General features: G+C 75.2%; 21 protein-coding genes. 8 read left to right on the top strand and 13 right to left on the bottom strand.

Annotation, left to right across the window (positions count from 1 at the left end; translation table 11 throughout):
* Positions 1-158: 158 nt before the first annotated feature.
* The 3 genes from HL663_RS15645 to HL663_RS15635 all read left to right on the top strand — a co-directional run bounded on the left by HL663_RS15645 (position 159) and on the right by HL663_RS15635 (position 4,390).
* Complete coding sequence (locus HL663_RS15645; protein WP_173029232.1) at positions 159-2,432, top strand: ATP-dependent DNA helicase; 2,274 nt, start codon at positions 159-161, stop codon at positions 2,430-2,432.
* 63 nt (positions 2,433-2,495) lie between these two features.
* Positions 2,496-3,020, top strand: a complete 525-nt coding sequence (locus HL663_RS15640) for a SigE family RNA polymerase sigma factor (protein WP_173029231.1) — start codon at positions 2,496-2,498, stop codon at positions 3,018-3,020.
* Positions 3,020-4,390 carry a PD40 domain-containing protein gene (locus tag HL663_RS15635; RefSeq protein WP_173029230.1) on the top strand — a complete coding sequence of 457 codons (1,371 nt, stop codon included), beginning with the start codon at positions 3,020-3,022 and terminating at the stop codon, positions 4,388-4,390. Before HL663_RS15640 ends, HL663_RS15635 begins: the two co-directional genes overlap by 1 nt.
* Before the next feature lie 72 nt (positions 4,391-4,462).
* On the opposite strand, the gene HL663_RS15630 is transcribed toward HL663_RS15635, so the two are convergent.
* Positions 4,463-5,023: a P-loop NTPase family protein gene (locus HL663_RS15630; protein WP_216842596.1), complete on the bottom strand. Its 561-nt coding sequence runs from the start codon at positions 5,021-5,023 to the stop codon at positions 4,463-4,465.
* 64 nt (positions 5,024-5,087) lie between these two features.
* Between HL663_RS15630 and holA the strand changes: the two genes are divergently transcribed.
* Both holA and rpsT read left to right on the top strand, forming a co-directional pair.
* Entirely contained in the window at positions 5,088-6,083 is a 996-nt protein-coding gene (holA, locus tag HL663_RS15625; RefSeq protein ID WP_173029228.1) for a DNA polymerase III subunit delta, read from the top strand.
* A 198-nt stretch (positions 6,084-6,281) separates the two neighbouring features.
* Positions 6,282-6,542, top strand: coding sequence for a 30S ribosomal protein S20 (gene rpsT / locus HL663_RS15620; RefSeq protein WP_173029227.1), 261 nt, complete (start codon positions 6,282-6,284; stop codon positions 6,540-6,542).
* Between the two features lie 72 nt (positions 6,543-6,614).
* On the opposite strand, the gene HL663_RS15615 is transcribed toward rpsT, so the two are convergent.
* Together HL663_RS15615 and HL663_RS15610 are read right to left on the bottom strand one after the other, a co-directional pair.
* Positions 6,615-7,472: a lysozyme gene (locus tag HL663_RS15615; RefSeq protein ID WP_173029226.1), complete on the bottom strand. Its 858-nt coding sequence runs from the start codon at positions 7,470-7,472 to the stop codon at positions 6,615-6,617.
* Between the two features lie 178 nt (positions 7,473-7,650).
* Positions 7,651-8,199: a type II toxin-antitoxin system PemK/MazF family toxin gene (locus tag HL663_RS15610; protein WP_173029225.1), complete on the bottom strand. Its 549-nt coding sequence runs from the start codon at positions 8,197-8,199 to the stop codon at positions 7,651-7,653.
* Positions 8,200-8,298: 99 nt separating this feature from the next.
* Between HL663_RS15610 and HL663_RS15605 the strand changes: the two genes are divergently transcribed.
* Complete coding sequence (locus HL663_RS15605) at positions 8,299-8,655, top strand: DUF2200 domain-containing protein (protein ID WP_173029224.1); 357 nt, start codon at positions 8,299-8,301, stop codon at positions 8,653-8,655.
* A gap of 22 nt (positions 8,656-8,677) precedes the next feature.
* On the opposite strand, the gene HL663_RS15600 is transcribed toward HL663_RS15605, so the two are convergent.
* Complete coding sequence (locus HL663_RS15600) at positions 8,678-9,679, bottom strand: phosphotransferase family protein (protein WP_173029223.1); 1,002 nt, start codon at positions 9,677-9,679, stop codon at positions 8,678-8,680.
* Positions 9,680-10,135: 456 nt separating this feature from the next.
* Here HL663_RS15600 and lepA point away from each other — a divergent pair, with 456 nt between their 5' ends.
* Complete coding sequence (gene lepA / locus HL663_RS15595) at positions 10,136-11,992, top strand: translation elongation factor 4 (RefSeq protein ID WP_286175705.1); 1,857 nt, start codon at positions 10,136-10,138, stop codon at positions 11,990-11,992.
* Positions 11,993-12,036: 44 nt separating this feature from the next.
* The gene (locus tag HL663_RS15590) at positions 12,037-13,191 is read left to right on the top strand and encodes an MFS transporter (protein ID WP_173029222.1); all 1,155 of its coding nucleotides are present in this window, start codon (positions 12,037-12,039) and stop codon (positions 13,189-13,191) included.
* Between the two features lie 11 nt (positions 13,192-13,202).
* Here the strand turns inward: HL663_RS15590 and HL663_RS15585 are convergent, their stop codons facing one another.
* The 9 genes from HL663_RS15585 to HL663_RS15545 form a co-directional block, all read right to left on the bottom strand.
* Positions 13,203-14,897 (bottom strand): CopD family protein, encoded by a 1,695-nt coding sequence (locus HL663_RS15585; protein ID WP_173029221.1) that lies wholly within the window; start codon positions 14,895-14,897, stop codon positions 13,203-13,205.
* Positions 14,894-15,553, bottom strand: a complete 660-nt coding sequence (locus HL663_RS15580; protein ID WP_173029220.1) for a copper resistance CopC family protein — start codon at positions 15,551-15,553, stop codon at positions 14,894-14,896. Before HL663_RS15580 ends, HL663_RS15585 begins: the two co-directional genes overlap by 4 nt.
* A complete protein-coding gene (lepB, locus tag HL663_RS15575; protein ID WP_173029219.1) occupies positions 15,550-16,101 on the bottom strand; it encodes a signal peptidase I in 552 nt (183 codons plus the stop codon). The genes HL663_RS15580 and lepB overlap by 4 nt, the downstream gene beginning before the upstream one ends.
* A 5-nt stretch (positions 16,102-16,106) precedes the next feature.
* Complete coding sequence (locus HL663_RS15570; RefSeq protein WP_173029218.1) at positions 16,107-17,813, bottom strand: multicopper oxidase family protein; 1,707 nt, start codon at positions 17,811-17,813, stop codon at positions 16,107-16,109.
* A gap of 78 nt (positions 17,814-17,891) precedes the next feature.
* On the bottom strand, positions 17,892-18,263 hold the full coding sequence (locus tag HL663_RS15565; RefSeq protein WP_173029217.1) for a response regulator: 372 nt from the start codon (positions 18,261-18,263) through the stop codon (positions 17,892-17,894).
* A 76-nt stretch (positions 18,264-18,339) separates the two neighbouring features.
* Complete coding sequence (locus HL663_RS15560; protein WP_173029216.1) at positions 18,340-19,683, bottom strand: sensor histidine kinase; 1,344 nt, start codon at positions 19,681-19,683, stop codon at positions 18,340-18,342.
* Positions 19,670-20,362, bottom strand: coding sequence for a response regulator transcription factor (locus tag HL663_RS15555; RefSeq protein ID WP_216842595.1), 693 nt, complete (start codon positions 20,360-20,362; stop codon positions 19,670-19,672). Before HL663_RS15555 ends, HL663_RS15560 begins: the two co-directional genes overlap by 14 nt.
* 70 nt (positions 20,363-20,432) lie before the next feature.
* Positions 20,433-21,329, bottom strand: coding sequence for an AfsR/SARP family transcriptional regulator (locus HL663_RS15550; protein WP_173029214.1), 897 nt, complete (start codon positions 21,327-21,329; stop codon positions 20,433-20,435).
* A 146-nt stretch (positions 21,330-21,475) separates the two neighbouring features.
* Positions 21,476-26,041, bottom strand: coding sequence for a choice-of-anchor D domain-containing protein (locus tag HL663_RS15545; RefSeq protein WP_173029213.1), 4,566 nt, complete (start codon positions 26,039-26,041; stop codon positions 21,476-21,478).
* Positions 26,042-26,223 lie beyond the last annotated feature (182 nt).

The raw sequence follows: 26,223 nt of genomic DNA, 5'->3' as shown, positions 1-26,223 counted from the left end.
GCCATCGTGGCACCCGTCGAGGCCGTGCGACAAGGGAAACGACGCGCTGTTCGCAACGCGACGCACGATACGCAACAGACGTCGTGGCGCCACGCTTGGCTCACGCTACCGGGAGACGACGGGTCGGGCCCGCCGGAGCGACCGCCTAGGCTGCTCGGGTGCCCGACCTCGACGACCTCCTCCACGCCGCCGTCGGAGGCGTCGGTGGCACCGAGCGCCCCGGCCAGGTCGAGATGGCGCACGCGGTCGCGCGGGCGGTCGAGACGGGCGAGCACCTCCTCGTCCAGGCCGGCACGGGCACCGGCAAGTCCCTCGCCTACCTCGTGCCGGCGGTCCAGCACGCGATGGCCACCGGGAAGACGGCCGTCGTCGCGACGGCGACTCTCGCCCTCCAGGCCCAGATCGTCGACCGCGACATGCCGCGCCTGGCCGAGTCGCTCACCCCGGTCCTCGGCCGGCGCCCCACCTACGCGCTCGTCAAGGGCCGGCGCAACTACGTCTGCCTGCACAAGCTCGAGGGCGGCTTCCCCGACGACGACGCCGACAGCCTGCTCGCGGTGGGGGACGTCGACCGCGCCGCCTCTCGCCTCGGCGCCGAGGTCGTCCGCCTGCGCGACTGGGCCGAGGTCACCGAGTCCGGCGACCGCGACGAGCTCGTGCCCGGCGTCTCCGAGCGGGCCTGGCGGCAGGTGTCGGTCAGCGCCGAGGAGTGCCTCGGGTCGCGCTGCCCGATGGTCGGCGAGTGCTTCGTCGAGCGCTCCCGCGAGGCCGCCCGCGACGTCGACGTCATCGTCACCAACCACTCGTTCATGGCCATCGACGCGTTCGAGGGCCGGCAGATGCTGCCCGAGCACGACGTGCTCGTCGTCGACGAGGGTCACGAGCTCGTCGACCGCGTCACCTCGACGATCACCGACGAGCTGACGCCCGGCTCGGTGCGCGCCGCCTCGAAGCGCGCCGGCCGCCAGGCCGACTCCGCCGAGGCCCTCGACGATGCCGCCACGCTCCTGGAGTCGGTCCTCGAGCCGATGCCCGAGGGGCGGCTCACGTCCGTCCCCGACTCCTTGGCGCTGGCGCTCGCGCGCATCCGCGACGTCGCCCGCCAGGCGCAGAGCGAGCTCAAGCCGCAGCAGGGCGAGGAGGTCGACGGCGCAAAGCAGGTCGCGCGCGCGGCCGTCGAGGACCTCTTCGAGACCGCGGCCCGGATGCTCGAGGAGCGCGAGCTCGACGTCGTCTGGCTCTCGAAGGACCCCCGCCGCGGCCCGGTGCTGCGCGTCGCGCCGATGAGCGTGGCGATGATGGTGCGCGACAAGGTGTTCGACGACCGCACGGTCGTCATCACCTCGGCCACGCTCGAGCTCGGCGGCACCTTCGACGCCGTCGCCGGGACCATCGGGCTGCGCGGCGAGGGCGCCCCCCGCTGGCGCGGCCTCGACGTCGGCAGCCCCTTCGACTACCCGAAGCAGGGCATCGCCTACGTCGCGAAGCACCTGCCGCCGCCGGGGCGTGACGGCACGGCGCCGCAGACCTTCGACGAGATCGAGGCGCTCGTGCGCGCCGCCAACGGCCGCACGCTCGGCCTCTTCTCGTCGATGCGGGCCGCCCGCGAGGCCACCGAGGAGATGCGGACCCGGCTGGAGGACACCGACATCGTCGTCCTCTGCCAGGGCGAGGACCAGATCTCCACGCTCGTGCGCGAGTTCGCGCGCGACGTGCGCACCTGCCTCTTCGGCACGCTGTCGCTGTGGCAGGGCGTCGACGTCCCGGGCTCCTCGTGCCAGCTCGTCATCATCGACCGCGTGCCGTTCCCGCGCCCCGACGACCCGCTGGCCTCGGCGCGCTCGCAGGCCATCGCGCGGATGGGCGGCAACGGCTTCATGGCGGTCTCGGCGACGCACGCCGCGCTGCGGCTCGCGCAGGGCGCCGGCCGGCTCATCCGCCGCGGCGACGACCGCGGCGTCGTCGCGTTCCTCGACTCCCGGATGATGACCGCGCGCTACGCCGGCTTCCTCCAGCGCTCCCTGCCGCCGTTCTGGCCGACCGCCGACCGCGAGATGGTCCTCGGGGCGCTCAAGCGCCTCGACGAGATCGCGCCCCCGCCGCTCCCCGTCCTCGAGCCGACCCGCCGAGGCCTGACCGGCGCCGTCGCCGGCACCTCGATGGCGGCGGCCGCGCCGGTGGCGGGGGTCACCGAGGCCGACGAGCGCCCGGTGGCCGACGCGCCGCCGCCCCCGCCGTCCTCGCGCACCGCCGTCACCGAAGGCCACGCGTGGACCGCGCAGGAGGACGAGGAGCTGCGCGACGGCGTCGAGCTCGGCCTCTCGCTCACCGAGCTCGCCGAGTCGATGGAGCTGCCGCCGTCGGCCGTCGAGGCGCGCCTGGCCGGGCTCGGCCTCGAGGCCGGGTCGGGCCCGACCCTCACCTTCGACTGACCGGCGGGGCGCGGCATCCACCCGCGGGCGCCCCCGCCGACGTGTCATGGTGCGGAGGTGGTCATGAGGCGTTCCGTGCCCGACGCGTCGTACGAGGAGTTCGTGCGCGCCAGCACCGTCCCGCTGCTGCGGGTCGCGTGGCTGCTGACCGGCGACCACCACGCCGCCCAGGACCTCGTGCAGGAGACCCACGTGCGGATGGCCGCCCGCTGGGCCTCCGTCACCCGCGACGACGCCGACCCGATGCCCTACGCCCGCACCGTCCTGCACCGCCTGCACGTCGACCGGTGGCGCTGGCGCTCACGGCGGCCCGAGCGGCTCGTCGACGTGGTCCCCGAGGGGGCCGGCCGCGCGGGTGACCCCGACCTGCGGATGACGCTGCAGGCGGCGCTGGCCACCCTGACGCCGCGTCAGCGCGCCGTGCTCGTCCTGCGCTTCCTCGAGGACCGCACCGAGGTGCAGTCCGCCGAGGTCCTCGGCTGCTCGCCGAACACGGTCAAGAGCCAGACCCGGCACGCGCTCGCCCGGCTGCGCGAGCTCAACCCGCACCTCGTCGCCGAGCTCGCGCCGGCGCGGACGGAGGCCTGATGGACGCCCTCACGGAGACGATGCGACGGGCGGCCGAGGACGCCCCGGTCGACCTCGGGGCGCGGGGCGCGGCCGACGTCACGTGGCGGCGCGGCCGTCGTCGCCGGCTCGGCTCGCGCGCGGCCGCCGCCGGCACCCTCCTCGCCCTCGTCCTGGTCGTCGCCGGCGTGGTGCTGGCGCCGACCGGGCTGCCCCGCGCGGCGCTCCCCGCGGCGGAGGGCCGGCCCGGCGGGGTCGGGTCCTACCCACAGCGCATCGGCCCGCAGTGGTGGGTACGCGACCTGCCCGCCGCCGGGACGCCGGTCGCCCTCCTCGTGCGCTCCGGCGACCCGGGGTCCGGCGGGTGGCAGGCGGTGGATGCCTCCGGCACCCGCTACCGCCTGCCGGGGGTCGGCGCGGAGATGTGGCCGAGCCTCTCGCCCGACGGCACCCGGGTGGGCTTCGTGGGGGCGGGGGACCGCGGCCTCTACCGGGTGCTCGACCTGCGGACCGGTGGGCACACGGACTATCCCGACGTCGGGTCCGGGGTGCAGGGGCGCGACGGCCTCCTCGTGAGCGGCCGTCGGTACGGGGTCGCGTTCCAGAGCCCGGGGACCTTCTCGCCCGACGGCTCGCGGGTGGCCGTGCCGGTGTCCACGGCGACCGGTGCGTCGCGCGTCCTCGTGCTCGGCAGCGGTGGCGACGTCAGCGTCGTCACGGGGATGGACCAGCCGGCCGGCTGGCTCGACGCCGACCGGCTGCTGGGGCGGCTGGTGGGGCAGACCGACACCGTGGCGAGCGGACCCACGGTCGACCTCGTGGTCTGGGACCGCCGGACCGGTCGCACCACTGCCTTCGGCACGGTGCGGCTGCACGAGGTCGCGGCCGGGTCTGAGCAGGTCCCCTTCGGGCAGTGGTGGGGGAGCATCCGGGGGGACGGGACGCTCTGGCTGCGGGGCTCCGACGACCGGGACGGCGGCGACGGCTCCCTCAGCAGCACCTGGTGGGTGGAGGGGTTCGCCCTGCCGGGGCTCGAGCCCGTCGACCTGGGCGGTCGGCCGGTGGAGCGGCCGACGCCCGTCGAGGTGCCGGACCAGATGGTGCAGGGCACGGGATGGGCCCGCGACCGGCTCTTCGGCGGCACGGACGTCACGGGCCTGACCGTGATGGCGGGCGAGGGGAGCGGCAGCCGCCCCGTCGTCGACGTGGGCGGGCTGGACTGGACCACCGCGGTGTGGGCGCAGGACGCGCTCGACGGTGGACCGACGTGGTCGCCCTTCGGGACCTCCACGTCGTGGGTCGCCTGGCGGTGGAAGGAGCTCGCCCTCGCCGTCCTGGCCCTCGCCCTGTGGCGGTTCGGGTGGCGACGCCGCCGGCGGGGGAGGCGCTGAGGCCTCGAGAGGAGGGAACACGCGCGGGATCGCGCCGGATCGCCTGCGTGTCGCCTGCCCTCGCGACCGGGCTCAGGTGACCGGCTGCTCCACGGCGCGCAGCCACGCCTCCGTCGCGCGAGGGTCGGTGAAGCGCAGCACGGGCGGACCGTCGGGGTCCGCGACCATCGCCGCGACCTGCTCCTGCCGACGCCGGAACGAGCGCTGGTGCCACAAGATGATGGAGTCGCGCGAGAACGTCTGGCGCCACGACTCGACGTTGCCGCCGCAGATCTCCTCGCGGTCGAGGAGCCGGCGCAGGGTCCGCACGAGCAGCCGGCGCAGCGACACCCGGCGCGGGTGGTCGAGGGCCACGAGGAGGTCGGTCCGGGCGAGGACGAGGTCGCGCGGGGCGCTCCACAGGGCGTCCATCACCCACGCCGGGCCCTCGGCGTGCGGGCGCACCGCCTCGACCTGCGCGGCAGGGCCGAGCTGCACCCATCCCGGCCGCCACATGAGGTCGTCCGTCGCCACGAGGGGCGTGCCGGTCGCGGCGGCGAGGCGGGCCGCGAACGTCGTCTTGCCGGCGCCGGTGACCCCGACGACGACCACGCGGCGGTGCCGGGCGGGGTCGTACGGGACGTCGAGCAGCACCGGGGGATCGTAGGCCGCCCGGGCCGCGCGCGGGGCGTCGGCGGTGGGTGGCAGAGTGACCACCATGACCGAGGACGTCGTCGCCGTCGCGCAGCGCGTGCCGCCGCTGGTCCTCGTCACGGGGCCGGAGGGCATCCTCGCCGAGCGCGCCCTGGCGCACACCCTCGAGGAGCTGCGCGTCGGGAGCCCCGACCTCGAGGTCATCCGGGTGTACGCGGCCTCCTACCAGCCGGGCGAGCTCGTGCTCCACACCAGCCCCTCGCTCTTCGGCGGCGACAAGTGCGTCGTCGTCCACGACCTCGACGAGGCCTCGGACGAGCTGCAGGGCGACCTCCTCGGCCTGCTCGCCGGCCCGCCCGAGCCGGACCTCACCCTCGTCGTGCTCCACAAGAGCGGCCAGCGCGGCAAGAAGGTCCTCGACGCCCTGCGCGGCGCGAGGGCGCGGGTCCTCGAGGCCCCGGCGGTCAAGACCGACCGCGACAAGACCGACTTCGCGACCCACGAGTTCCGGCGCGCCCGCCGCAAGGCGACGCCCGAGGCGGTGCACGCGCTCGTCGAGGCCGTCGGCAAGGACGTCCGCGAGCTCGCGGCCGCCTGCCAGCAGCTCGTCGACGACACGACCGGCGTCATCGACGAGCAGGTCGTGCTCACCTACCACGGCGGCAAGGTCGAGGCGACGGGCTTCCGGGTCGCCGACGCCACCCTCGCCGGCGACCCCGGTGAGGCGCTGCGCCTGCTCCGGCACGCCATCGCCGTCGGGGTCGACCCCGTGCCGATCGTCGCCGTCCTCGCCCAGCAGGTGCGCCAGCTCATCAAGGTCGGGTCCGCCGGCCGCGGGCGCCCCGCCGACGTCGCCCGGGACGTCGGGATGGCCCCGTGGCAGGTCGACCGGGCCCGGCGCACGCTCTCGGGCTGGAACGCCGAGGGCCTCGCGACCTCGCTCCAGGCGCTCGCCGCCGCGGACGCCGAGGTCAAGGGCGGCGGCCGCGACCCGGTCTACGCCGTCGAGCGGGCGGTGCTGACGATCACCGCCCAGCACGGTCGGCACCGCGACGAGTGACCCGCCCAGCGCCCCACGTCACCCGTTTTGGCGGGGGTGCGCGCCGCTGGTACCTTTGTCGACTGCGTGCGCGTGTGGTCGCGCGCGCACGAGCTTCATCCAGCGCGAGTCAACCACGGGTGCCCCACGCCCGGTCCCGACCCGCGACTGCCGCCCTCTAACGGCAACCGATTCCTCGACCGAAGGCACGAATACACAGTGGCGAACATCAAGTCCCAGCTCAAGCGCATCAAGACGAACCGTCTCGCGACCGAGCGCAACAAGGCCGTCAAGAGCGAGTTCAAGACGGCCATCCGTCGCTTCCGCGAGGCGGCCGACACCGGCAACGCCGAGCAGGCCGCCGAGGCGCTCAAGGTCGCGTCGACCAAGCTCGACAAGGCCGTGAGCAAGGGCGTCATCCACAAGAACCAGGCCGCGAACAAGAAGTCCGCGATGGCCAAGCGGGCCGCCTCGCTCTGAGCGGAGCAGCCCACGCACGAGGGCCCGTCACCGATCCGGTGACGGGCCCTCGTGCGTTCGCGGGACGACGGGTCAGCCGAGCGCGAGCCGCCGTAGCCCGGCGAGGTCGCCGTTGAAGCGGTCCTGGTCCAGCGGGCTGTCGGTCCACTGCCAGAACGTGTAGTAACCCCAGCCGGCCGGGAGCGTCCCGACGCTCGTGCTGTACCGGGCCACCCACAGCGGGTTGGTCGTGGAGAACGCGGTGCTGCCCCCGGTGCACTGCGTCCACCAGCTCGTCGCCGTGTAGATGACGGCGTCACGGCCGGTGCGGGCCTTGTAGCGGCTCGTGAAGTCGCGGATCCACGAGACCATCCCGCTCTGGCTCTTGCCGTAGCAGGTCGCACCGTAGGGGTTGAACTCGATGTCGAGGACCCCGGGCAGCGTGCGGCCGTCGGCGCTCCAGCCGCCCCCGTGGTCGACGAACCAGTCGGCCTGCGCGGCGCCGGAGGAGGAGTCGGGCAGGGCGAAGTGGTAGGAGCCCCGGATCATCCCGACGTCGTAGGAGCCGGTGTACTGCGCGCTGAACGTGGGGCTGCGGTAGGTCGTCCCCTCGGTCGCCTTGACGTAGGCGAACTTCGTGCCCTTGGCCCACCAGGAGGCCCAGTCGACGGTGCCCTGCCACTTCGAGACGTCGATGCCGGGGGTCTGCGTGACCGCCGCGAGCGACGAGGACGCGGTCGGACGGTCGGTCGGGGCCGCGGCGCCCGGGCCGGCGGACCAGCCCATGAACGCGTCCCCCGTCCGGTCGATGCCGACCGCGCGGGCCTGCGCCGTGGGGTGGGGCGCCGGCGTCGCCTGTGCGGGGAGGGCGGCGACGAGGCCCGCGAGGGCGGTGGCCCCGGCGGCGAGGGCCGCGAGGCCGCTGCGTCGGGTCGTGCGGAGTGGTCGCATGGGGTCGGTCTCCTGGGTCGGGGCGGGGGAGCGCCTCGACGGTAGGACCGCCGGGGTCCGGCCCGGGTCTCGCTCAGGTAAGAAGTTCCGCCCATTGGGTCAAGAACGTGGAAATCCTCCAGACGGCACGACGGCGACCGGAGCCGGTGTCCCGACGAGGTGGTCCGGGCGAGGTGGGTCAGCGGCCGGCGCGGACCGCCGCGGCGACCTCGAGGAAGCGGTCGCGGTCGAGGACGGCCCCCTCGCGGCGGACGGCGTCGGGGTCGACCCGCAGCACCCGGTTGACGCGCACCTCGCTCGGACGGCCCTGCCGGTCCCAGGCGCCGGTGCCGATGTCGACCCAGCGCCGCCCGGCCCGCCGCTCCTGCTCGGCGTCGCGGTCGTGGTCCTTGCTCGTCAGCTGCAGCCCGAGCAGCCAGGGGCCGTCGTGCCCGACGAGCAGCACCGGCCGGTCCTTGCCCTGCGCGTGGTCCTCCTCGTAGGGCACCCACGTCCAGACGATCTCGCCGGGGTCGGGGCGTCCGTCGGGCCGCGGGGCGTACACGGGGTCGAGCGCCCCGGTGTAGTCGCCCGGGTAGCCGCCGGCCGGACGCGGGGCGGGCGCCGGCGCGGAGGGCCGGGAGCGCGGCGCCGGGGTGGCCGGGCGCGACCCGCGGCGCGAGCCGCCGCGCAGCAGCTCGCGCAGGGCGCCGTCGAGGACCGGGCGGAGGATGCGCTGCCACTGCATGCGCCGACCCTAGCCGGGCCGTGACGTGGCGGCCGGGGTCTCCTAGGCTCGGGTGGGGCCGGCCACCGGGACGTCGGCCCGGGACACCGAGGAGGACCCGTGGCCGATCACCGCGTCTTCGCCACGCCGTTCGCGAGCATCTACCCGCACTACGTCGCCAAGGCCGAGCGCAAGGGCCACTCGCGTGCGGAGGTCGACGAGGTCATCCACTGGCTGACCGGTTACGACGAGGCCGGGCTGCGCGAGGCCCTCGACGACGAGCGCGACCTCGAGACGTTCTTCGAGCGCGCCCCTGCCTTCACGCCGCACGCCGGGCTCATCACCGGCACGATCTGCGGCCACCGCGTCCAGGAGATCGAGGACCCGCTCATGCAGCGCATCCGCTACCTCGACCTCCTCGTCGACGAGGTCGCGCGCGGCAAGAAGATGACCTCGATCAAGCGCGGGAGCGCCTGAGCCGTCCTGCGTCGCTGTCCGTTCAGCGCGTCAGGGACCAGCCGCGGCGGTGCGCGAGCAGCCGGGTCGTGGTGTCGGAGAAGAAGAGCGCGTGCGCCCGCAGCGCCTCCGTGCACCCCGGCGGCGGGGGTGCGTCGAGGTCCTCGAGCATGAAGCCGACGAGGAAGGCCAGCACCGCGTCGACGTCGTCGTCGGTGGCGCCGTCGAGCAGCGGGGAGCGCTCGAGGGCGGTCAGGTCGATGCCGTGGTGGTGCATCAGCGGCCAGAGCGTGACGAGGTCGAACCACGCGGGCCCGACGGCGGCCTGGTTCCAGTCGACGACGCGCATCCGGCCGTCCGGCTCGCGCAGGAGATTGTCCGGCCGCAGGTCGAGGTGCGCCAGCGCGTCGCCGTGGACGGCGTCGAGGACGCGCGAGGCCAGGTGGACGAGCTCGGCGGCGGCGGCCCGCTCGGGGACGACGTGACCGGCCGGCCAGGGCTGCGAGCCCTCCGCGAGCCGGCGCAGCGCGGGCACCGACGCGGTGGCGCCGGCCAGCTCGTCGCGGACCGTCGCGAGCCCGAGGCCCTGCACGACGGGCGCGGGCGTGGCCGCGATCTCGCGGCAGGCGTCGTGGACCGCGTCGACGTCCCGCGGTGTCCACGGGGCGCCCGGTCGGGTGCCGTCGACGTGGTCGAGGACGAGGACGCGCCATCCGCCGCCCGCCTCGACGTCGCGCAGGCCCAGCATCCGAGGGGTGCAGGCGAGCCCGGCGAGCCCCGGCAGCAGCTGCGACTCGCGGCGCAGGGCGCGCAGCACGTGCGGGGTCGAGGCGCCCGCCGCCTTGACGAACACCGTCCGGCCGTCGGCGAGGGCGACGGAGCCGGCGAAGGCGCCGCCGAAGCCCGAGCCCACCGGGGCGTGCGCCCCGACGACGGGGCTGCCGGCCACCGCGGCCACCGCGTCGGAGACTGCGGCCGGCAGGGTGTCGAAGGCGGGCCGGCGGCTCGTGCGGCCGTAGTCGACCTCGGGCACCGGGGGAGTCATCCGCCCACCGTGCCATGCGCCGCGTCCGGGTACGACCGGGTTCCCCGCGCGCCGGGGTGATCTCGTCGTGCCGGGGTGCCGTGGCGGGTCGGCCGGGCGAGGTCGGGGCGGCGGGGCGGTGTCGGGGTGTACTCGCTGTGACGGGGTGATCTCGTCGTGCCGGGGTGACGTCGCCGTGCCGGGGTGCCGTGGCGGGTCGGCCGGGCGAGGTCGGGGCGGCGGGGCGGTGACGGGGTGTACTTACTGTGACGGGGTGTACTCGCTGTGACGGGGTGATCTCGTCGTGCCGGGGTGACGTCGCCGTGTCGGGGTGCCGTGGCGGGTCGGCCGGGCGAGGTCGGGGCGGCGGGGCGGTGTCGGGGTGGACGGACGCGGCGGTGACACCCGGGGCCGTGAGCCGTGGGAGACTGGTCCTTCACCGCCCGCCAGCCCCCGACCGCAAGGAACCGCGCACCCGTGTCACCCCGCGCCCGCACCGTGCTGCAGCCGCACGCGACACCGCCGGAGGCGATCCGCAACTTCTGCATCATCGCCCACATCGACCACGGCAAGTCGACCCTCGCCGACCGGATGCTCCAGATCACCGGGGTCGTCGACGACCGCGCGATGCGCGCGCAGTACCTCGACCGGATGGACATCGAGCGCGAGCGCGGCATCACGATCAAGAGCCAGGCCGTCCGGATGCCGTGGGAGGTCGACGGCACGAGCCACGTCCTCAACATGATCGACACCCCGGGCCACGTCGACTTCACCTACGAGGTCTCCCGCAGCCTCGCCGCGTGCGAGGGCGCCGTGCTGCTCGTCGACGCCGCGCAGGGCATCGAGGCGCAGACCCTCGCGAACCTCTACCTCGCGATGGAGAACGACCTCACGATCATCCCGGTGCTCAACAAGATCGACCTGCCGGCGGCCCAGCCCGAGAAGTACGCCGAGGAGCTCGCCGGCCTCATCGGCTGCGAGCCCGAGGACTGCTTCCAGGTCTCCGGCAAGACCGGTGTCGGCGTGGAGCCGCTGCTCGACTCGATCGTCGCCCAGATCCCCTCGCCGCAGGGCGACGCCGACGCCCCGGCGCGCGCGATGATCTTCGACTCGGTCTACGACACCTACCGCGGCGTCGTCACGTACGTCCGCGTCATCGACGGCAACCTCAACCCGCGCGAGCGCATCGTCATGATGTCGACCAAGGCGCACCACGAGCTGCTCGAGATCGGCGTCATCAGCCCGGAGCCGGTGCCCGGCAAGGGACTCGGCGTCGGCGAGGTCGGCTACCTCATCACCGGCGTCAAGGACGTGCGCCAGTCGAAGGTCGGCGACACCGTGACCAACGCGGCCAAGCCGGCCACCGACGCGCTCGGCGGCTACCGCGACCCCAAGCCGATGGTCTTCTCCGGCCTCTTCCCGCTCGACGGCTCCGACTACCCGGACCTGCGCGAGGCGCTCGACAAGCTCAAGCTCAACGACGCCGCCCTGGTCTACGAGCCCGAGACCTCCGTCGCGCTGGGCTTCGGGTTCCGCTGCGGCTTCCTCGGCCTGCTCCACCTCGAGATCGTCCGCGAGCGGCTCGAGCGCGAGTTCGACCTCGAGCTCATCTCGACCCAGCCGAACGTCGTCTACGACGTGACGATGGACGACGGCACCGAGGTCGTCGTGACCAACCCCAGCGAGTTCCCCGGCGGCAAGATCGCCGAGGTCCGCGAGCCCAAGGTCCGCACGACCGTCCTCGCGCCGAGCGAGTTCATCGGCGCGATCATGGAGCTGTGCCAGGGCAAGCGCGGCACCCTGCTCGGGATGGACTACCTCTCCGAGGACCGCGTCGAGATGCGGTACACGCTGCCGCTCGCCGAGGTCGTCTTCGACTTCTTCGACCAGCTGAAGTCGCGCACGCGCGGCTACGCGAGCCTCGACTACGAGCCCGACGGCGACCAGGCCGCCGACCTCGTCAAGGTCGACATCCTCCTCCAGGGCGAGACCGTCGACGCCTTCTCGGCGATCGTGCACAAGGACAAGGCCTACGGCTACGGCCTGATGATGGCCGGCAAGCTCAAGGAGCTCATCCCGCGTCAGCAGTTCGAGGTGCCGATCCAGGCCGCCATCGGCGCCCGGGTCATCGCCCGCGAGAACATCCGCGCGATCCGCAAGGACGTCCTCGCCAAGTGCTACGGCGGTGACATCAGCCGCAAGCGCAAGCTGCTCGAGAAGCAGAAGGCCGGCAAGAAGCGGATGAAGAACATCGGGTCGGTCGAGGTGCCGCCGGAGGCCTTCATCGCCGCGCTGACCTCCGACGGCGCCGGGGCGCAGGCCACCAAGAAGTGACCCCGGTCGCGAGGTCCGGCTTCCTCGCCGGGCACCGTCGTTCGTTGCTCGTCCCCTCCGCGGCCCTGCTGTGGGGGACGCAGTTCGCCTTCCTCAACCCGGCGATCGGCATCATCCTCGTGTCGCTCTACGGGGCGTCCGCGGGCGAGGTCGGCCTGGCCCTGGCGGCGTACAACGTGAGCGGCTTCGTCTCGACGCTCGTCGTGCCGACGCGGGCCGACCGGCGGGGCGACTACCTGCGGCCGCTGCTCTGGTGCGGCGGCTTCACGATCGCGCTGACCACCGCCCTGGCCCTCGCGACGACCCTGCCGCTGGCGGTGCTCGCCCTCGTGGCGCTCGGCGGCCCCGCCGGCATCGCCATCGGGCTGCTCTTCGCGTACCAGCGGCACACGGGCGCGAGCGTCCAGCAGATCATGCGCACGCGGGCGGTCTTCTCCTTCGCGTGGGTCGGTGGGCCGCCGTTCGCGGCGTTCCTCATGGGGGTGCTCGGGCAGCGCTCGGTGCTCTGGGTCGTCGCGGCGCTCGGCGTCCTCGGCCTGGCCCTCACCCGCGTGATGATGCACGCACACGCCACCTCGCCCCACGCGAAGGCGCCTCCGCCGCAAGGGGAGCCGATGAGCGTCGCGCTGCGCCGGCCCGAGGTGCTGGTCCTGCTCGCGACCTTCGTCGCGCTCGGCGCCGCGCTCAACGCCGCCGTCTCGTCGCTGCCGCTGCTCGTCACCGACGAGCTGGGGCTCGACCTCGAGTGGAGCGGCATCGCCCTCGGCGCGTGCGCGGCCCTCGAGATCCCCATCCTCGTCCTGCTCGGACGGATCACCGCCCGGTTCGGCCCCCGTCGGGTCGTGGCGGTCGGATGCCTCGCCGGGCTCGGCTACTACGCCGCGATGACCCTCGCCGCCTCCCCGCTCGTGCTCCTCCTCGGGCAGCTGCCCAACGCGGTCTTCATCGCGACGATGTCGGGGGTCGGGCTGACGCTCTTCCAGGACGTCGTCGGGCGGCCGGGGCTCGCGTCGTCGCTCTTCATGAACACGACGCGCGTCGGCGCCATCGTCGCCGGCCCGGTCATCGCCCTCGGCGGCACGAGCGCGCTCGGCTACTCGGGCGTCTTCCTCGGCTGCGGGGTGCTCGTCCTCGTCGGTCTGCTCGTCCTCGTGACGCCGCGCCTGACGCGGGCGGCCGCCGTCCGCCGCGCGGCCTGACGCGTCCGGGGTCAGGCGGCGCGCTCGCCGACGCCGGTGCCGCGCACCGGGTCCGCCCAGTCCAGCGGCAGGTCGCCGAACCACTCGGGGGCGAAGGCGTCGGGCCGGGTGACGAGGACGAGGAGCAGGACGACGCCGAGGACGACGAGCACCCCGGCGGCCCAGCGTCGCTCGCCCCGCTCGCGCAGGAGGGCGGCGGGCATCCCGGCGAGCACCGCGCCGGCGACGAGGGCCGTGCCGACCGAATCCCGCGCGAGCGAGACCGTGAGCAGCGGGCTGCCGAGGACCACGCCGACGAGGAGCGCGACGGGCAGCACGGCGTCGACGGGGCTGCGGGAGCCGCGGGGGAGGGCGCCGGGCACGAGGTGGTGCGCCGCGAGGACGAGCAGAGGCGGCACGAGCAGGGCCGCCGCGACGAGCCGCAGGCCGTGGACCGCGAGGAGCGCGCTGCCGTAGGCCCCCGGCCCGCCGAGCAGCAGCCAGCCGAGGACCGCCGCGGCCCCGAGACCGGCGGCGAGCCCCCGCACCACCGCGCGGGGCGCCAGGCCCGGGCGGCCGGCCGCGAGGCCGACGACGAGGACGAGGAGGGCGAGGGCGACCACGCCGGTGGCGGACCCGCGCGGCTCGAGGAGGAGGCGCCACGGGGTGGGCGCCGGCAGCGCGCGGTCCACGGTCGTCACGCCACCGTGGGGGAGGGCGACGACGTCGGGACGGGTGGGGGTCGGGGTGCGCCCGAGGGCGACGGCCGCACCGAGCGCCGCCCCCATGAGGGCGGTCTCGACCCCGGCGAGCCGCCACCACACCCGGCTGGACCCCCGGCGCAGCGCCGGGAGGCTCGCCCGGCGGTGGGCCGCCCCGAGCGCGAGCAGGAGGACGAGCAGCACGACCTTGGCCAGCACGAGGGCGCCGTACGTCGTCCGCCACGCGACCCCGACGGCGCCCAGCCGCCACCAGGCCGAGAGCAGGCCGCTGACCGTCACGAGCGAGACGGCGACCAGCGCGAGGCCCGAGAAGCGGCCGACGGCGTCGGCGAGCGAGGGGGATCGCCCGAGCAGCGCCAGCCCGACCAGCCCGCCGACCCACAGGACGGCGGCGACGACGTGGACCGCCGTGCCGACGCTGACCGGCACGTGCAGCTCGGAGGTCGCGACGTGGCCGGTGAGCGACGTCGGCAGCACGGCGAGCAGGGCGAGGCCGAGCAGGGCTAGGCTCTCGGCGGCGGACCGCACGAGGAGGGTGCCCCCGGCGACGAACGCGGCGAGCACGGCGGTGACCATGAGGGCGCGCCCGCCCTCGAGGCTCGGCACGAACGCCCACACCCGCCCGCTGGTCAGCGCCCCGGGGAGCGGGACCGCGAGGGCCTCGGCGGCGCCGCCGAGCATCGCGAGCAGGCAGGAGAGGACCCAGGTCCAGGCCGCGACCCGGACGGTCCGCAGGACCCGCGGCGGGGCGTCGTCCCCGGCGAGCAGCCAGGCCGGGACGAGGAGACCCCCGGCGACGACGACCGCGCACACGCGGGCCGCGAGCCGCGCACCGCTGGTGAGGAGGGCGACCCCCACCCCGGCGTCGGGGAGCGCGCCCGTGGGGTCCGCCGTGGGCGCGGCGAGGGTGAGCAGGACGAGGGCGACGGCGGCGCCGAGGACAGCGGTGGCCACGACGAGCCGCCCGGGCGAGACCACCCGCAGCGGCAGGCCCGGCGCGCTCACGACGACACCTCCGTCGCGGGGGCGCGTCGTCGGCCGCGCAGGACGGCGGGCCCGGCGGCGCCGAGGGCGACGAGGCCGGCCAAGAGGCCCCAGGCCAGCAGCGGGCCGCCGGCCGTGGGTGTCGTGGCCGGGTCGCCGGACCCTGCGCCCTCGACGACCGCCAGCGCGTCGGTGGCGGGCTCGGCCGGTGCCCCGGTCGCTCCGGACCGGTCCGGTGCAGCCGGCGCCGCGGAGGCCTCCACGGACGGCGAGGCGGCCGCCGCGGGGGCCGGGGAGACCCGGAAGGTGAGCGTCCCGGAGACGGGGTGCCCGTCGGCCGCGACGACGCGCCACGCGAGCGTGTACCGCCCGGGCGTCGCCGGCCCGTCCAGGCGCAGGCGCACCGTCGCGCCCCGGACCGTGGGCGCCCGCAGGGAGTGGCGGCCCCCCGGGCCGTCGAGGGCGCCCACGGCGGTACCGGGGACCACGGGGTCGGCGAAGCGGAGGACGAGGGTGGTGGGGGCGCGCCGCAGCGTGCTGCCGTCGGCCGGGCTGCTGCCCTCGAGGCCGGTGTGCGCGGCGGCCGGGGTGGCCGCGGCGAGCGCGAGGCCGACGACGGCGGCGAGGACCGCGACGAGCCGCGCCGACCACCCCCGTCGGGTGCGGGCCGCGCTCACGGGGTGCCCCCGGCGTCGCCGAGCGGCCAGACCGTCGCGACGACGCGCCCGTGGAGGGCGTCGAGGGCCACCGGGCCGAACGAGCGCGAGTCGCGCGCGTCCGGGCGATGGTCGGCGAGGACGACGACGTGCCCGGCGGGCACCCGCCCGAGCTCGGCGTAGACCGAGTCGACGTCACCGGGGTCGACCCACGGCTCGTCGACCGGGATGCCGTCGACGCTGAGGACGCCGTCGAGGATCGCGACGTCCTCGCCACCGACGGCGGCGACCCGCTTGACGAGCAGGCCGCTGCCGTCCGGCGCGTCGAGGAGCACGACGTCGCCGCGCCCGTAGCCGCGCACCAGGGGCCCGACGTGGTCGACGAGGACGTGCGAGCCCGCGTGCAGCGTCGGCTCCATGCTCGAGGTGGGCACGAGGACCGGCTCCAGCGCGAACCGGCCGACGAGGAGGACCAGCGCGAGCAGGAGGGCGGCGTCGACCAGGCGCCTCCCGCGGCGCACCGGCCGGCGGGGGCCGGCCGGTCGCACGGGGGCCGTGGTGGCGGCCACGGCGGTCACCACGCCGGGTCGGCGGTGATCGGGTCGCACTCGGGGTCGTGGTCCGGGTCGCCGACGCTGAACTGCATCATCATGTCGTGGTCCTCGTGGACCAGGTTGTGGCAGTGCATCATGTAGCGCCCCCGGGGGGTCTCCCACCCCTCGCCGGCCGACGGCCCGGCGAACCGCATGGCCACCCGCACCGTCTCGTTCTCGCCGACGTAGACGACGTCCTTGCCGCCCTTCTCGTGAGGCCGCACCAGGCTCGCCTTGCCGTTGCGCGAGAGCACCTGGAAGTCGACGAGGTGGATGTGCACCGGGTGGAACCAGCCGCCGGAGGTGTTCGCGAGCTCCCAGATCTCGACCGCACCCTGCTCCGGCTCGGCCATGCAGTGCGTGTAGTCGCTGTCGACGACGTCCTGCCAGGTCTCGCCGTTGATCGTCCAGTGCCCGTTGGCGCGCACGAACGCGAAGCGGCGCTGCGTCACGCCCTGGGCGAGCAGGCCCGCCTCGGTCCAGGTCATGCACTCCTGGGGCGCGACGGCGGAGTTCCACAGCGTCGGCACGGCGTTGTTCTCGGTGCTCTGCACGGAGGACTCCGGGCCGACGACGAACTGCATCGCGTACAGCGCGGTGGCCTCGGCGACGTTGTTCTTCGGGCCGAGGTTCTTGAGCGTCAGCTTCGCCGGCGCCTGACCGGGCTTCTGCGCGTACGGCGCGAAGTCGATGACCACCTCGTAGCGCTCGGCCATGCCGTGCCGCAGCGACGAGACGACCTGCGGCTGGGGCACCAGGCCGGCGTCGGTGCCGATGACGGTCATCGGCACGGCGCTCTTGCCGTCGTGCAGCTGCCACTCGTAGGAGCGCGAGACGGACGCGTTGAGCATCCGGAAGCGGTACTTGCGCGGCTCGACCTGCATGGCCGGCCACGGCACGCCGTTGACGAGGACGATGTCGCCGTAGGCGCCCGACTCGCTGTTGTCCTCGTAGATCAGCCCGCCCTTGGTGTCGAGCATGACGTCCTTGACGATGAGCGGGACGTCGTAGCGGCCCTGCGGGATGCCGAGGGAGGTCTCGACGTCGTCGTGGAGGACGTACATCCCGGCCAGGCCGTTGTACGCGTTCTGCGAGGTGTGGTGGACGCCGTGGTCGTGGTACCAGAGGGTGCGGGCCTCCTGGCAGTTCGGGTAGACGTAGCGCTTGGTGCGCCCGGGCAGCGTCACGTCGGAGGCGTAGCCGTCGTACTGGGGGAGCGACGCCGAGCCGTGGAGGTGGGTCGAGGTCCAGCGGTCGAGCGGGTCGGTGGAGTAGCGCGAGGGCACGGCGGCGTTCGGCGCGCTCGCGGGCGGCTGGTGCAGCAGGTTGGTCTGGTGCACGACGATCGGCCGGCCGCGCCGGTTGACGATCGTCGGCCCGGGCGTGACCCCGTTGTAGCCGAAGAACGGCGTCCGGAAGCCCGGCATGATCGTCGTCACGGAGAAGGTCTGGGTGATGTCGTACCGGTCGTAGGAGCGCATCTGCCCGTCCGTGCAGGCGACCTCCTGCGACCCGGTCGGCGAGAGGACCGGGGGCACCACGAACGGGAGGGTGAACGGCTTCACCATCTTGCTCGCGGGCATCCGGTTGACGATGGTGGCGGCGAACGCCATCCGTTCCAGCGGGAGGGCCGCGAGGGCACCTCCGACGACACCCAGCTTCAGTGCGTCACGACGAGTGATTCCCATGGGTCGTTCCCTGCCTTGCCCACGATTCCCGGTGGGGCCGGTCGGCCCCACGACGAGGATGGGCGAGGGTCCTTGGGGTCACCTTGGGGTCGGCGCGCCCTCCCGGACGGCGCGCAGCAGCGCGTCGACCTCCTCGTCCTTGCCGACGCAGCGGTCGGCCCCGGCGGCGACGGCGGCGCGCAGGGTCGCGGCGCGCCCGTCGCTCGTGAGGACGACCAGGCGGGTGGCCGGGCGGGTGCGACGGATCTCCGTCAGGGCCCACAGGCCACCGCGGCCGGGCATCGAGAGGTCCATGAGGACGACGTCGGGGTCGTGGCTGCCGGCCAGCTGCACGGCGTCCTCACCGGTGGTCGCCATGCCGACGAGCTCGAGGTCCGGCTCGGCGTCGACGAGTGCCCTGACGCCCAGCCGGATCCCCTCGTGGTCGTCGGCGAGGAGCATCCGGATCATCGGTCCTCCCTGACAGGGGTGGGGGACGGCTGAACGGGACGAGTCTCGGGCATCGCGCTTGGGGAAACCCTGTGGCTCAGGTGCCGGCCGGCAGGTCGGCGGGGACGAGCGCCCTCAGCAGCGTACCGCCGCCCGGGCGGGGTGCCACCTCGAGCGAGCCCCCGAGGTCCTCGAGGTGGGTGGCGAGCAGCCGCAGCCCCACGTGACCGTCCTGCGTGCCGCCGGGCGGCATCCCCCGACCGTCGTCGGCGACGACCACGCGCACCTGCCGCTCGACGGTCTCGACGTCGACCCAGGCGTTGGCGGCCCCGGCGTGCGTCGCGACGTTGCGCAGCGCCTCCTGGACCACCCGGTAGCAGACGCGCGCGACGTCGATCGACCACTCCGAGCGCTCGGGCATCTCGAGCCAGACCTCCGGCCCGGCGCGCCGGGTCCGCTCCGCGAGGTCCTCGACGGCGTCCCGGAAGGCGGTGCCCTCGAGGCCCGGCGGGTGGATGTCGACGAGGAGCGAGCGCAGCGCCTCGACGTCGCGGCCGAGGATCTCACGGGCCTGCTCCAGGGTGTCGCGAGCGGCGGCCGCCTCCGGCGCGTCGGAGACGTGGGCGGCGACGACGGGGAGGGCGTACCGCAGCCCGGCGAGGTCCTGGACGACACCGTCGTGGAGGTCGCGGGCGATGCGCAGGCGCTCGCGGTGCGTCGTGAGGACGGTCTGGCGCAGCAGGCGGATGCGTTGCAGCTCACCGCGTTCGACGCGGCGCGCGAGCGAGATGGCGAGGGGCATCACGGCGACCTGGAACAGCAGCAGCCCTCCGAGGGCGACGGGCAGGATGGCGCCGAGGATCTCCTGCTCGCGCTCGCGCATCTCGGCCGTCGAGTAGTACGCCTCGAAGACGAGGTCCTTGCCGTCGGCGTCCCGGGCGCCCGCGTACACCTCGAGGAGCTCGACCTCGGAGCGCTCGGAGACGTTCTCAGCCTTGTCGAGGAGCGAGAGCTCGGCCACCGTCCGCGTCGTCCCGACGAGGCCGTCGACGACGGGCTCGAGGTCGTAGGTGCGGCCGATGAGCTCGCTCTCGTCCGACCAGAGGACGCGGCCCTCGGGGGTCCACAGCTTGACGTGCCGGATGGACCCCACGGCCATGCTGCGCCGCAGCACCGTGCCGAGGCTGGCCATCGCCTCCGGGTCGCGCTCGCGGACCCGCTCGTCGACCAGCGGCGCGGCAACGGTGCCGGCGAGGGTCGCGCCCCGCAGCTGGGCCTCGGCGAGCGCCGAGTCCTGGGCGATGCGGTGGCAGACGAAGACCGCGCCGGCGCCGAGGACGAGGAGCGTGACGATGCTCAGGACGACGAAGCGCCGCACCGCGGTGCGCACGACGACCCGGCTGCGGGGAGGCGCACCGCCCCCGGGCTCAGCCGCCGTCACGGACCAGGCCCCTGCGGCGGGCGACGGCGACCGCCTCGAGCTGGGAGTGGGCACCGAGCTTGGTGAGCAGCGCGGCGACGTACCCGCGGGAGGTGTGCCGCGAGATGCCGAGCCGCCGCGCGATCGACCCCGGGTCGAGCCCGTCGGCGAGGAGGTGGAGCACCTCGTCCTCGCGGGCGGTCAGCCGCACCGTCTCCGTGGCGGCGGGAGCGGCGCGCTGCAGCTCGAGCAGCCGCCGCAGGAGCGCCGGATGGACGCGGAAGCCGCCGCCACCGGTGTCGCGCAGCGCCTCGAGCAGGTCCTCGAGCGTCCCGTCCTTGGGCAGCAGGGCGCTCGCCCCCGCCGTCATGGCGCGCTCGAGGAGGGAGTGCGTGGCGAAGGCCGTGAGCACGACGACCCGGAGGTCGGGGAAGTGCGCGAGCAGCGTGGACGTGGCCTCGAGCCCGTCGCCGTCCCCGATCTGGACGTCCATGACGACCGCGTCGGGCACGAGCGCGCGGGTCCGCGCCACGGCGTCCTCGACGGTGTGCGCGGCGCCGAGGCACTCGAGGTCCGGCTCGGCGTCGATCGCCCGACCCAGGAGGTCGGTGAAGGTCCGGTGGTCGTCGACGACGAGGACGCGTCGCACCGTCGGCACGGCCGCCCGTGACGGCCCGTCCGTGGGCCCCCTGTCGCTCACGCGAACAGTGTGACCGGTCGGCGCTCGGCTGTCTGTAGCGATCCGGCCCACGATGGCCGGACGGACGACCTCACAGGAGGGCCAACGCATGGGTGGCGACCCGCCCGAGGGCGCGGTCGACGGGCGCCGGGTCGAGGCCCGGGACCCGGCCCAGGGTCTCGCGGAGGAGCTCGAGCAGCGCGGCGATCTCCGTCCGGGACGGCGTCTCGAGCACCTCCTGCCCGGGCCCCGTGAGCAGCCGGAGGTAGTGCGCGCGGGCCTGCGCCCCCGGCTCGACCCCGAGCTCGTCGACGAGGCGCCGACGCAGGTCGAGGTAGCAGCGCAGCGCCTCCGCCCGGCGACCGGCCGCCTCGAGCGCGGACATCCGCACCGTGGCGGCCCGCTCGTCGAACGGCGCGAGCTCGACGGCCCGACGGGCGAGCTCGGTCGCGGCCGGGACGTCCTGGTCCGCGAGGGCGCGGGCCGCCACGGCGCAGCACGCCTCGGCGAGCCGGGCCGTCACGAGGTCGCGCTCCCGGTCGGCCCAGGCCGAGCGGTTCTCGGACGCCAGGAGCGGCGCCTGGGCGAGCGCCAGCGCCTCCTGCACCATCCCGACGGCGTCGGCCGCCGGCGCGCCCGCCGAGCCCGCGAGGAGCGCGAGGCACTCCGAGCGGTCGACGAGGACACGCGAGGTGTCGAGGCGGTAGCCCGCCGACGTGGTCTGGACGACGGAGTCGCGCCCGCCGGCCGGGCCGCCGATGGCCCGCCGGACGACGCAGACGTAGCTCTCGAGCGTCGGGACGGCCGACGCGGGGGCGTCGTCCCCCCAGACCATCTCGACGAGGCGGTCCTTGGTCACCGGTGCGCCGTCCGCGAGGGCGAGCAGCTCGAGCACCTGGCGGGGCTTGGCCCCGCCGAGCGCCGGTCCGCTGACCTCGCGGCCGTCGACGGTCACCGTCGTCGTGCCGAACAACATGATCTTGTGCATGGTGAAGCCCCCTGCGGCTCCGGTCGTCGTCCCCTGCAGACGGCGTCCTACCACCGAGTATCGGATTCCGCCACTCGAGCGGACAGACGCAGACTACGGGGCCCGGTACCCCACATCTGTGGGGGTACCGGGCCCCGTCGCTCGGCTCAGCGCACGGTCGCGGTGAACGCCACCGTCGGCCGGTTGGCCGCGTCACTGACGAAGCCGATGGTCGCGGGGTAGGACCCCGCCACCGCCTGGGCGATGAGCGTCACCGTGATGGCGCAGTTCCGCCCGGGGGCCACCGCGACGGCGCACGTGCCGAGGGCCACGGTGTAGGCCCGGCTCGTCGACGTCGTCCCGGTGATCGTCAGCGGCGCCGTCCCCGTGTTGGTGATCGTCACGCTCGCCGACGCCGAGCGTCCGAGCTTGACCGTCCCGAGCGCGACGGTCGTCGACTTCGGCGTGAGCACCGAGCTCGTCCCGGTCCCGGTCAGCGCCACGGCCGGGGCGGCGCCCGGGTCGTTGCTCCGGATGGACAGGGTCGCCGCCCGCGTGCCGGTCACGCTGGGGGAGAACGTGACCCGCACCGAGCACGAGGCGCCGGCCACGACCGAGGCGCAGCCCGGGTCCATCGTGGCGGTGTAGTCGGCCGCGGCGGCGCCGGAGAGGCCGAGCGAGGTGACGGTCAACGGTGCCCCACCCGTGTTGCGGATGCCGACGACCTGCGCGGTCGAGGTCGTCGTGACCCGCTGGCCGGCGAAGGTGAGCGTCGTCGGCGAGACGGTGGCGCGGGCCGGCGTCGGCGGCTCGATGCCGTGGCCGGACAGGCCCGTCCGGGCCAGGACGGTCCCGTCGGCGCCGAGCACCTCGAGCGTCGCGGTGGCGTCCCCGGCCGTGGTCGGGGTCCAGCGGACGGTCTGGGTGCACGTCCCGTCACCGGGGAGGGAGCTCCCGGCGCAGGTGCCCGCCCCGAGGATGAAGGCGGCGGCCTGCGGACCGGTCACCCGGACGACACCGAGGGCGAGCGCGCCGGTCCCGACGTTCTCCAGGGTGGCGGTGCGCTCGGTGGTCGTGCCGAGGTCGTGGTCCCCGAAGGCCAGCGCCGCGTCACCCGTCAGCCCGGTGGCGTAGCGGCCGGCGACCGTGAAGAGGTCGGTGCGGGCGACCTCGCCCTCCGGCCCGCTGACCGCGACGTGCTCGACCGGCACCCCGTCGGGTGCGTAGGTCCCGCCGACGACCCGGTGGAGGGTGACGGCGTCGCCGAGGTGCCCGGCGGGCGCGGCCCGACCGACCCCGGGGGCCCAGCGGAGGAAGCTGCCGGCGACGGGCGAGGCCAGGGCCTGCGCCATGTCGCACGGAGCCGCCCCGCAGCCGACGTTCTGCGTCGCGGCATTGCGGGCCACCGACCCGGAGGCGTCCGTGTGGACCGTCAGCGGCCCGTACGGGGTCGTCACCGTGTAGTCGGTGTCGGGGCAGAGCCCGGTCGCGTGGAAGCGGGTGCGCCCGAAGACCAGCTGCTGGCCGGCCTCGGCCGTCGGCCCGGTGAACGCGGCCTCCAGCGCGACCCGCAGGCTCGCCGTGCCGGGGGCGACGGTGTCGCAGCCGGGGGTGGGCATGACGTCGCTGTCCGCCACCGCGTAGAACAGCTCCGGCGGGTAGTTGCCCGGGAACGCGACGGGCTGCGTCGGGTCGTAGCCGTCGCCCGCGAGGACGATGCAGCCGGGGTCGGCCGGGTCGTCGCACAGGTCGAGGCGCACCCCGTCGCCGTCCTGGTACCAGAGCGGGAACCCGTCGGGACGCAGGGCGGCCGAGACCGCCGGGTCGGCGGTGCTGCCGCGGCCCGAGAGCCCCACGTCGAGCTGCGCGGGGCGCGCACCGGGGGCGGTGAGCCGCAGCGCGGTCGTGCGGGTGCCGGTGGCGGAGGGCGTGAACCCGACGGTCACCGTGCACGTCGCGTCGACGGCGACCTCGGTGTCGCAGGTCGTGCCGACGACCGCGAAGTCCGCGGCGTCGCCACCGACGAGCGTCGGGGCGTCGAGGACGAGCGGCGCCGTGCCGCCACGGTTGGAGACCGTGACGACCTGCCGGGCCGCGGGACGGCCGACGTGTCGCTGCTCGAAGGCCAGGGCCCCGGAGGACGAGAGGGCCGCGACCCCGGCCGCCACCGTGCCGACCCCGCGCAGGCGCACCTCGAACGGGTCGTTGAGCCCGGTGTGGCGGACCCGCAGGACCGCGGCCCGGTCGCCGACGCCACCGGGGGCGAAGGCCAGGTCGACCTGGCACGCGCCGCCCGGCGCGAGGTCGCGGCCGGAGCACGCGTCGCCGGTCACCGTGAAGTCGGCGGCGTCGGTGCCCGCGACGGCGAGCGAGGTGACACCGACGGTCTCGATGCCCTCGTTGCGCAGCGTGACGCGGGTCGGGCCCGAGGCGCCCTCCTCGACGCCGCCGGCGTCGGCGACCTCGGGGTCGGCGACGAGCGGGCCGGCGAGCTTGCCCATGACGGTGAACAGGTCGGTCTGCGCGAGGGTGGCGCCGCCCCGCACGAGCCGGACGTAGTTGGCCGGGGCCGACTCACCGACGGGCACGAAGGAGGAGCCGACGACGCGGTGCAGCGTCGTCGCGTCCCCGAGGTAGCCGGCGGGGGCCGCGGCGCCGCGCGCCGGGTCCCACCGCAGGAAGCCGCCGAGGACGGGGCTGGCGATGGCCTGGTCCCAGGCGCACGGGGCGTCGACGGTGGCGGCGAGGCAGCCGACGTCGCTCGTCCCGGTCGTGCGCTTGAGCCCGCCCGCGGCGTCCGCCGTGAAGGTGTACGTGCCGTACGGGTGGACGACCGAGTACTCCTGGCCGGCGCACAGGCCGCTCGTCGCGTTGACGCGCAGGCGCCCGAAGGTCATCTGCTCGCCGCTGACCGGCTCGCCGTTCACGAAGGCGGCCTCGAGGGCCATCCGCACCATCATCTTGCCGGGCGGGCTGTCGCCGCAGCCGGGCGTGGTGATGAGGTCGCTGTCGACGACGCTGTAGAAGAACTCGTCCGGGAACGTGCTCGGGAACGAGACCGGGCCGCTGCCGGGGTAGGTGCCACCGGCGAGGACGATGCAGTTCGGGTCGGTGGCGTCGATGCACTGCGCGAGCCGCACGCCACGCTCGTCCTGGTACCACCGGGGGAAGCCGGTGGCCGGGTCGAGGGTCGACGCGGCCCGGGCGACCCCGCCGAAGCCGGTGCCCTGGAGGGCGACCTCGAGCGTGCCCGCCGGGTCGTCCGACGGGATGCGCAGCGCGGCGGACTGGTCGCCCACGGCCTGCGGGAGGAAGGAGAGGTCGACCCGGCACGTGCCGCCGACGGGGACGACGGCGCCGGTGCAGGTGTCGAAGCCCTTCTCGAAGTGCGTGCGACCCGAGCCGGCCAGCTCGAGGGTGCCGAGGGTCAGCGGGGCGGTCCCGGTGTTGCCCACCGTGACCGTCCGCGCGGCGGAGGGGACGCGCAGGCGCTCCTGCCCGAACCCGAGGGAGGTCGGGTCCGCGACGGCGTGCGGGACCTGGTGCGGCGCCGTGCCCTCGCCCGCGAGGGGGACCGTCGTCGGGGAGCGCAGGCCGTCGTGGGTGATGGTCAACGCGGCCGTGCGGGCACCGATCGCGGTGGGGGAGAACTCGACCCGCACGAGGCAGGTGGCGTCACGCACGAGCGCGGTGCTGACGCACGTCGTGTCGACGACGCGGAAGTCGCCCGCGGCGGCTCCGGCGACGGTCACGGCGCCGGGGGTCGTCGTGCCGGCTGCGAGGTTGCGCACGGTCACCTCCCGCGTGCTCGAGGACCGGCCGACCTCCGTCGCGCCCACGGTGACCGACTGCGGCGACACCTCGAGAGCGCCGGCGACCTTGCCGGCGACGGTGAACAGGTCGGTGCGCAGCGGCGTCGTGAGCTTGGTGCCCACGATGCTCAGGTAGTTCGCCGGGGACGCCTCTCCCGGAGCGGTGTAGGTGGCACCGACGATGCGGTGCGCGGTCGTGGCGTCGCCGAGGTAGCCGGCCGGGGCCGCGGGGGCGACGGCGGGGTCCCACCGCAGGAAGCTGCGGGCGACGGGGCTCGAGAGCGCCAGGCGCCAGTCGCACGTCGCCGGCGCGACCGGGACGCAGCCGACGTCGGTCGTCCCCTGGTTGCGGGCGAGGGCGCCCGCGGCGTCGGTCCGGAAGGAGATCGCGCCGAACGGCGTCGTGGCGGTGTAGGTGCCGTTGGCGCACAGGCCGCTGCTCACCGAGAGGCGGACGCGACCGAAGACCATCTGCTCGCCGGGGACGGGGGCGCCGTTGGCGAAGGCTCCCTCGAGGGCCAGGCGGACCGAGGCCGTGCCGCGCTTGGTGCCCGAGCAGCCCGCGGTCGTCAGCCGCTGCGAGTCCGCGACGAGGTAGAAGAACTCCGAGGGGAAGTTGGTCGGGAAGACCTGCGGCCGGGCCGGGTCGTAGCCCGCGTCCGCGAGGACCACGCACCGGGTGTCGGTCGGGTCGAGACACGGCGCGAGGCGGGTCCCGCCGGAGTCCTCGAACCACGTCGGGAACCCGTGCCCGCTGTCGAGCACGGGCGACACGGCCGGCTGCCCGGCCGCCGCGAGCGCGTCCCGGGCCGGCAGGGCCACGAGGCCGAGCGCGACGGCGAGCAGCGTGACGAGCGCGGTCGTCAGCCCCCGGTGGGGCGTTGTGGCAGGTCGGGTGTGGTGGATGGTGGTCGCGGTCATGGCCGTGCTCCTCGGGTCCGCAGGTCGCCATGGACACGGTCATTGACCCAGCGCCACCTTGGGGAAAGCCTGTGGCGGACAGCCGCGGACGGCGTGCGGGGTCGCTCGGCGCCGCCGTGCCCGGGGGCGGGTCGGGGCGGCGCACGGCGGGGCGGCACGCGCCGGCGACGCGAGCCCGCTGG

Origin of the sequence: Arthrobacter sp. NEB 688 (assembly GCF_013201035.1) — a bacterium.
In the GTDB taxonomy this organism is placed as follows: Bacteria; Actinomycetota; Actinomycetes; order Actinomycetales; family Dermatophilaceae; genus Phycicoccus.
Note: the sequence above shows the minus strand (reverse complement) of the source record. Positions and strands in the feature narration are given on the sequence as shown.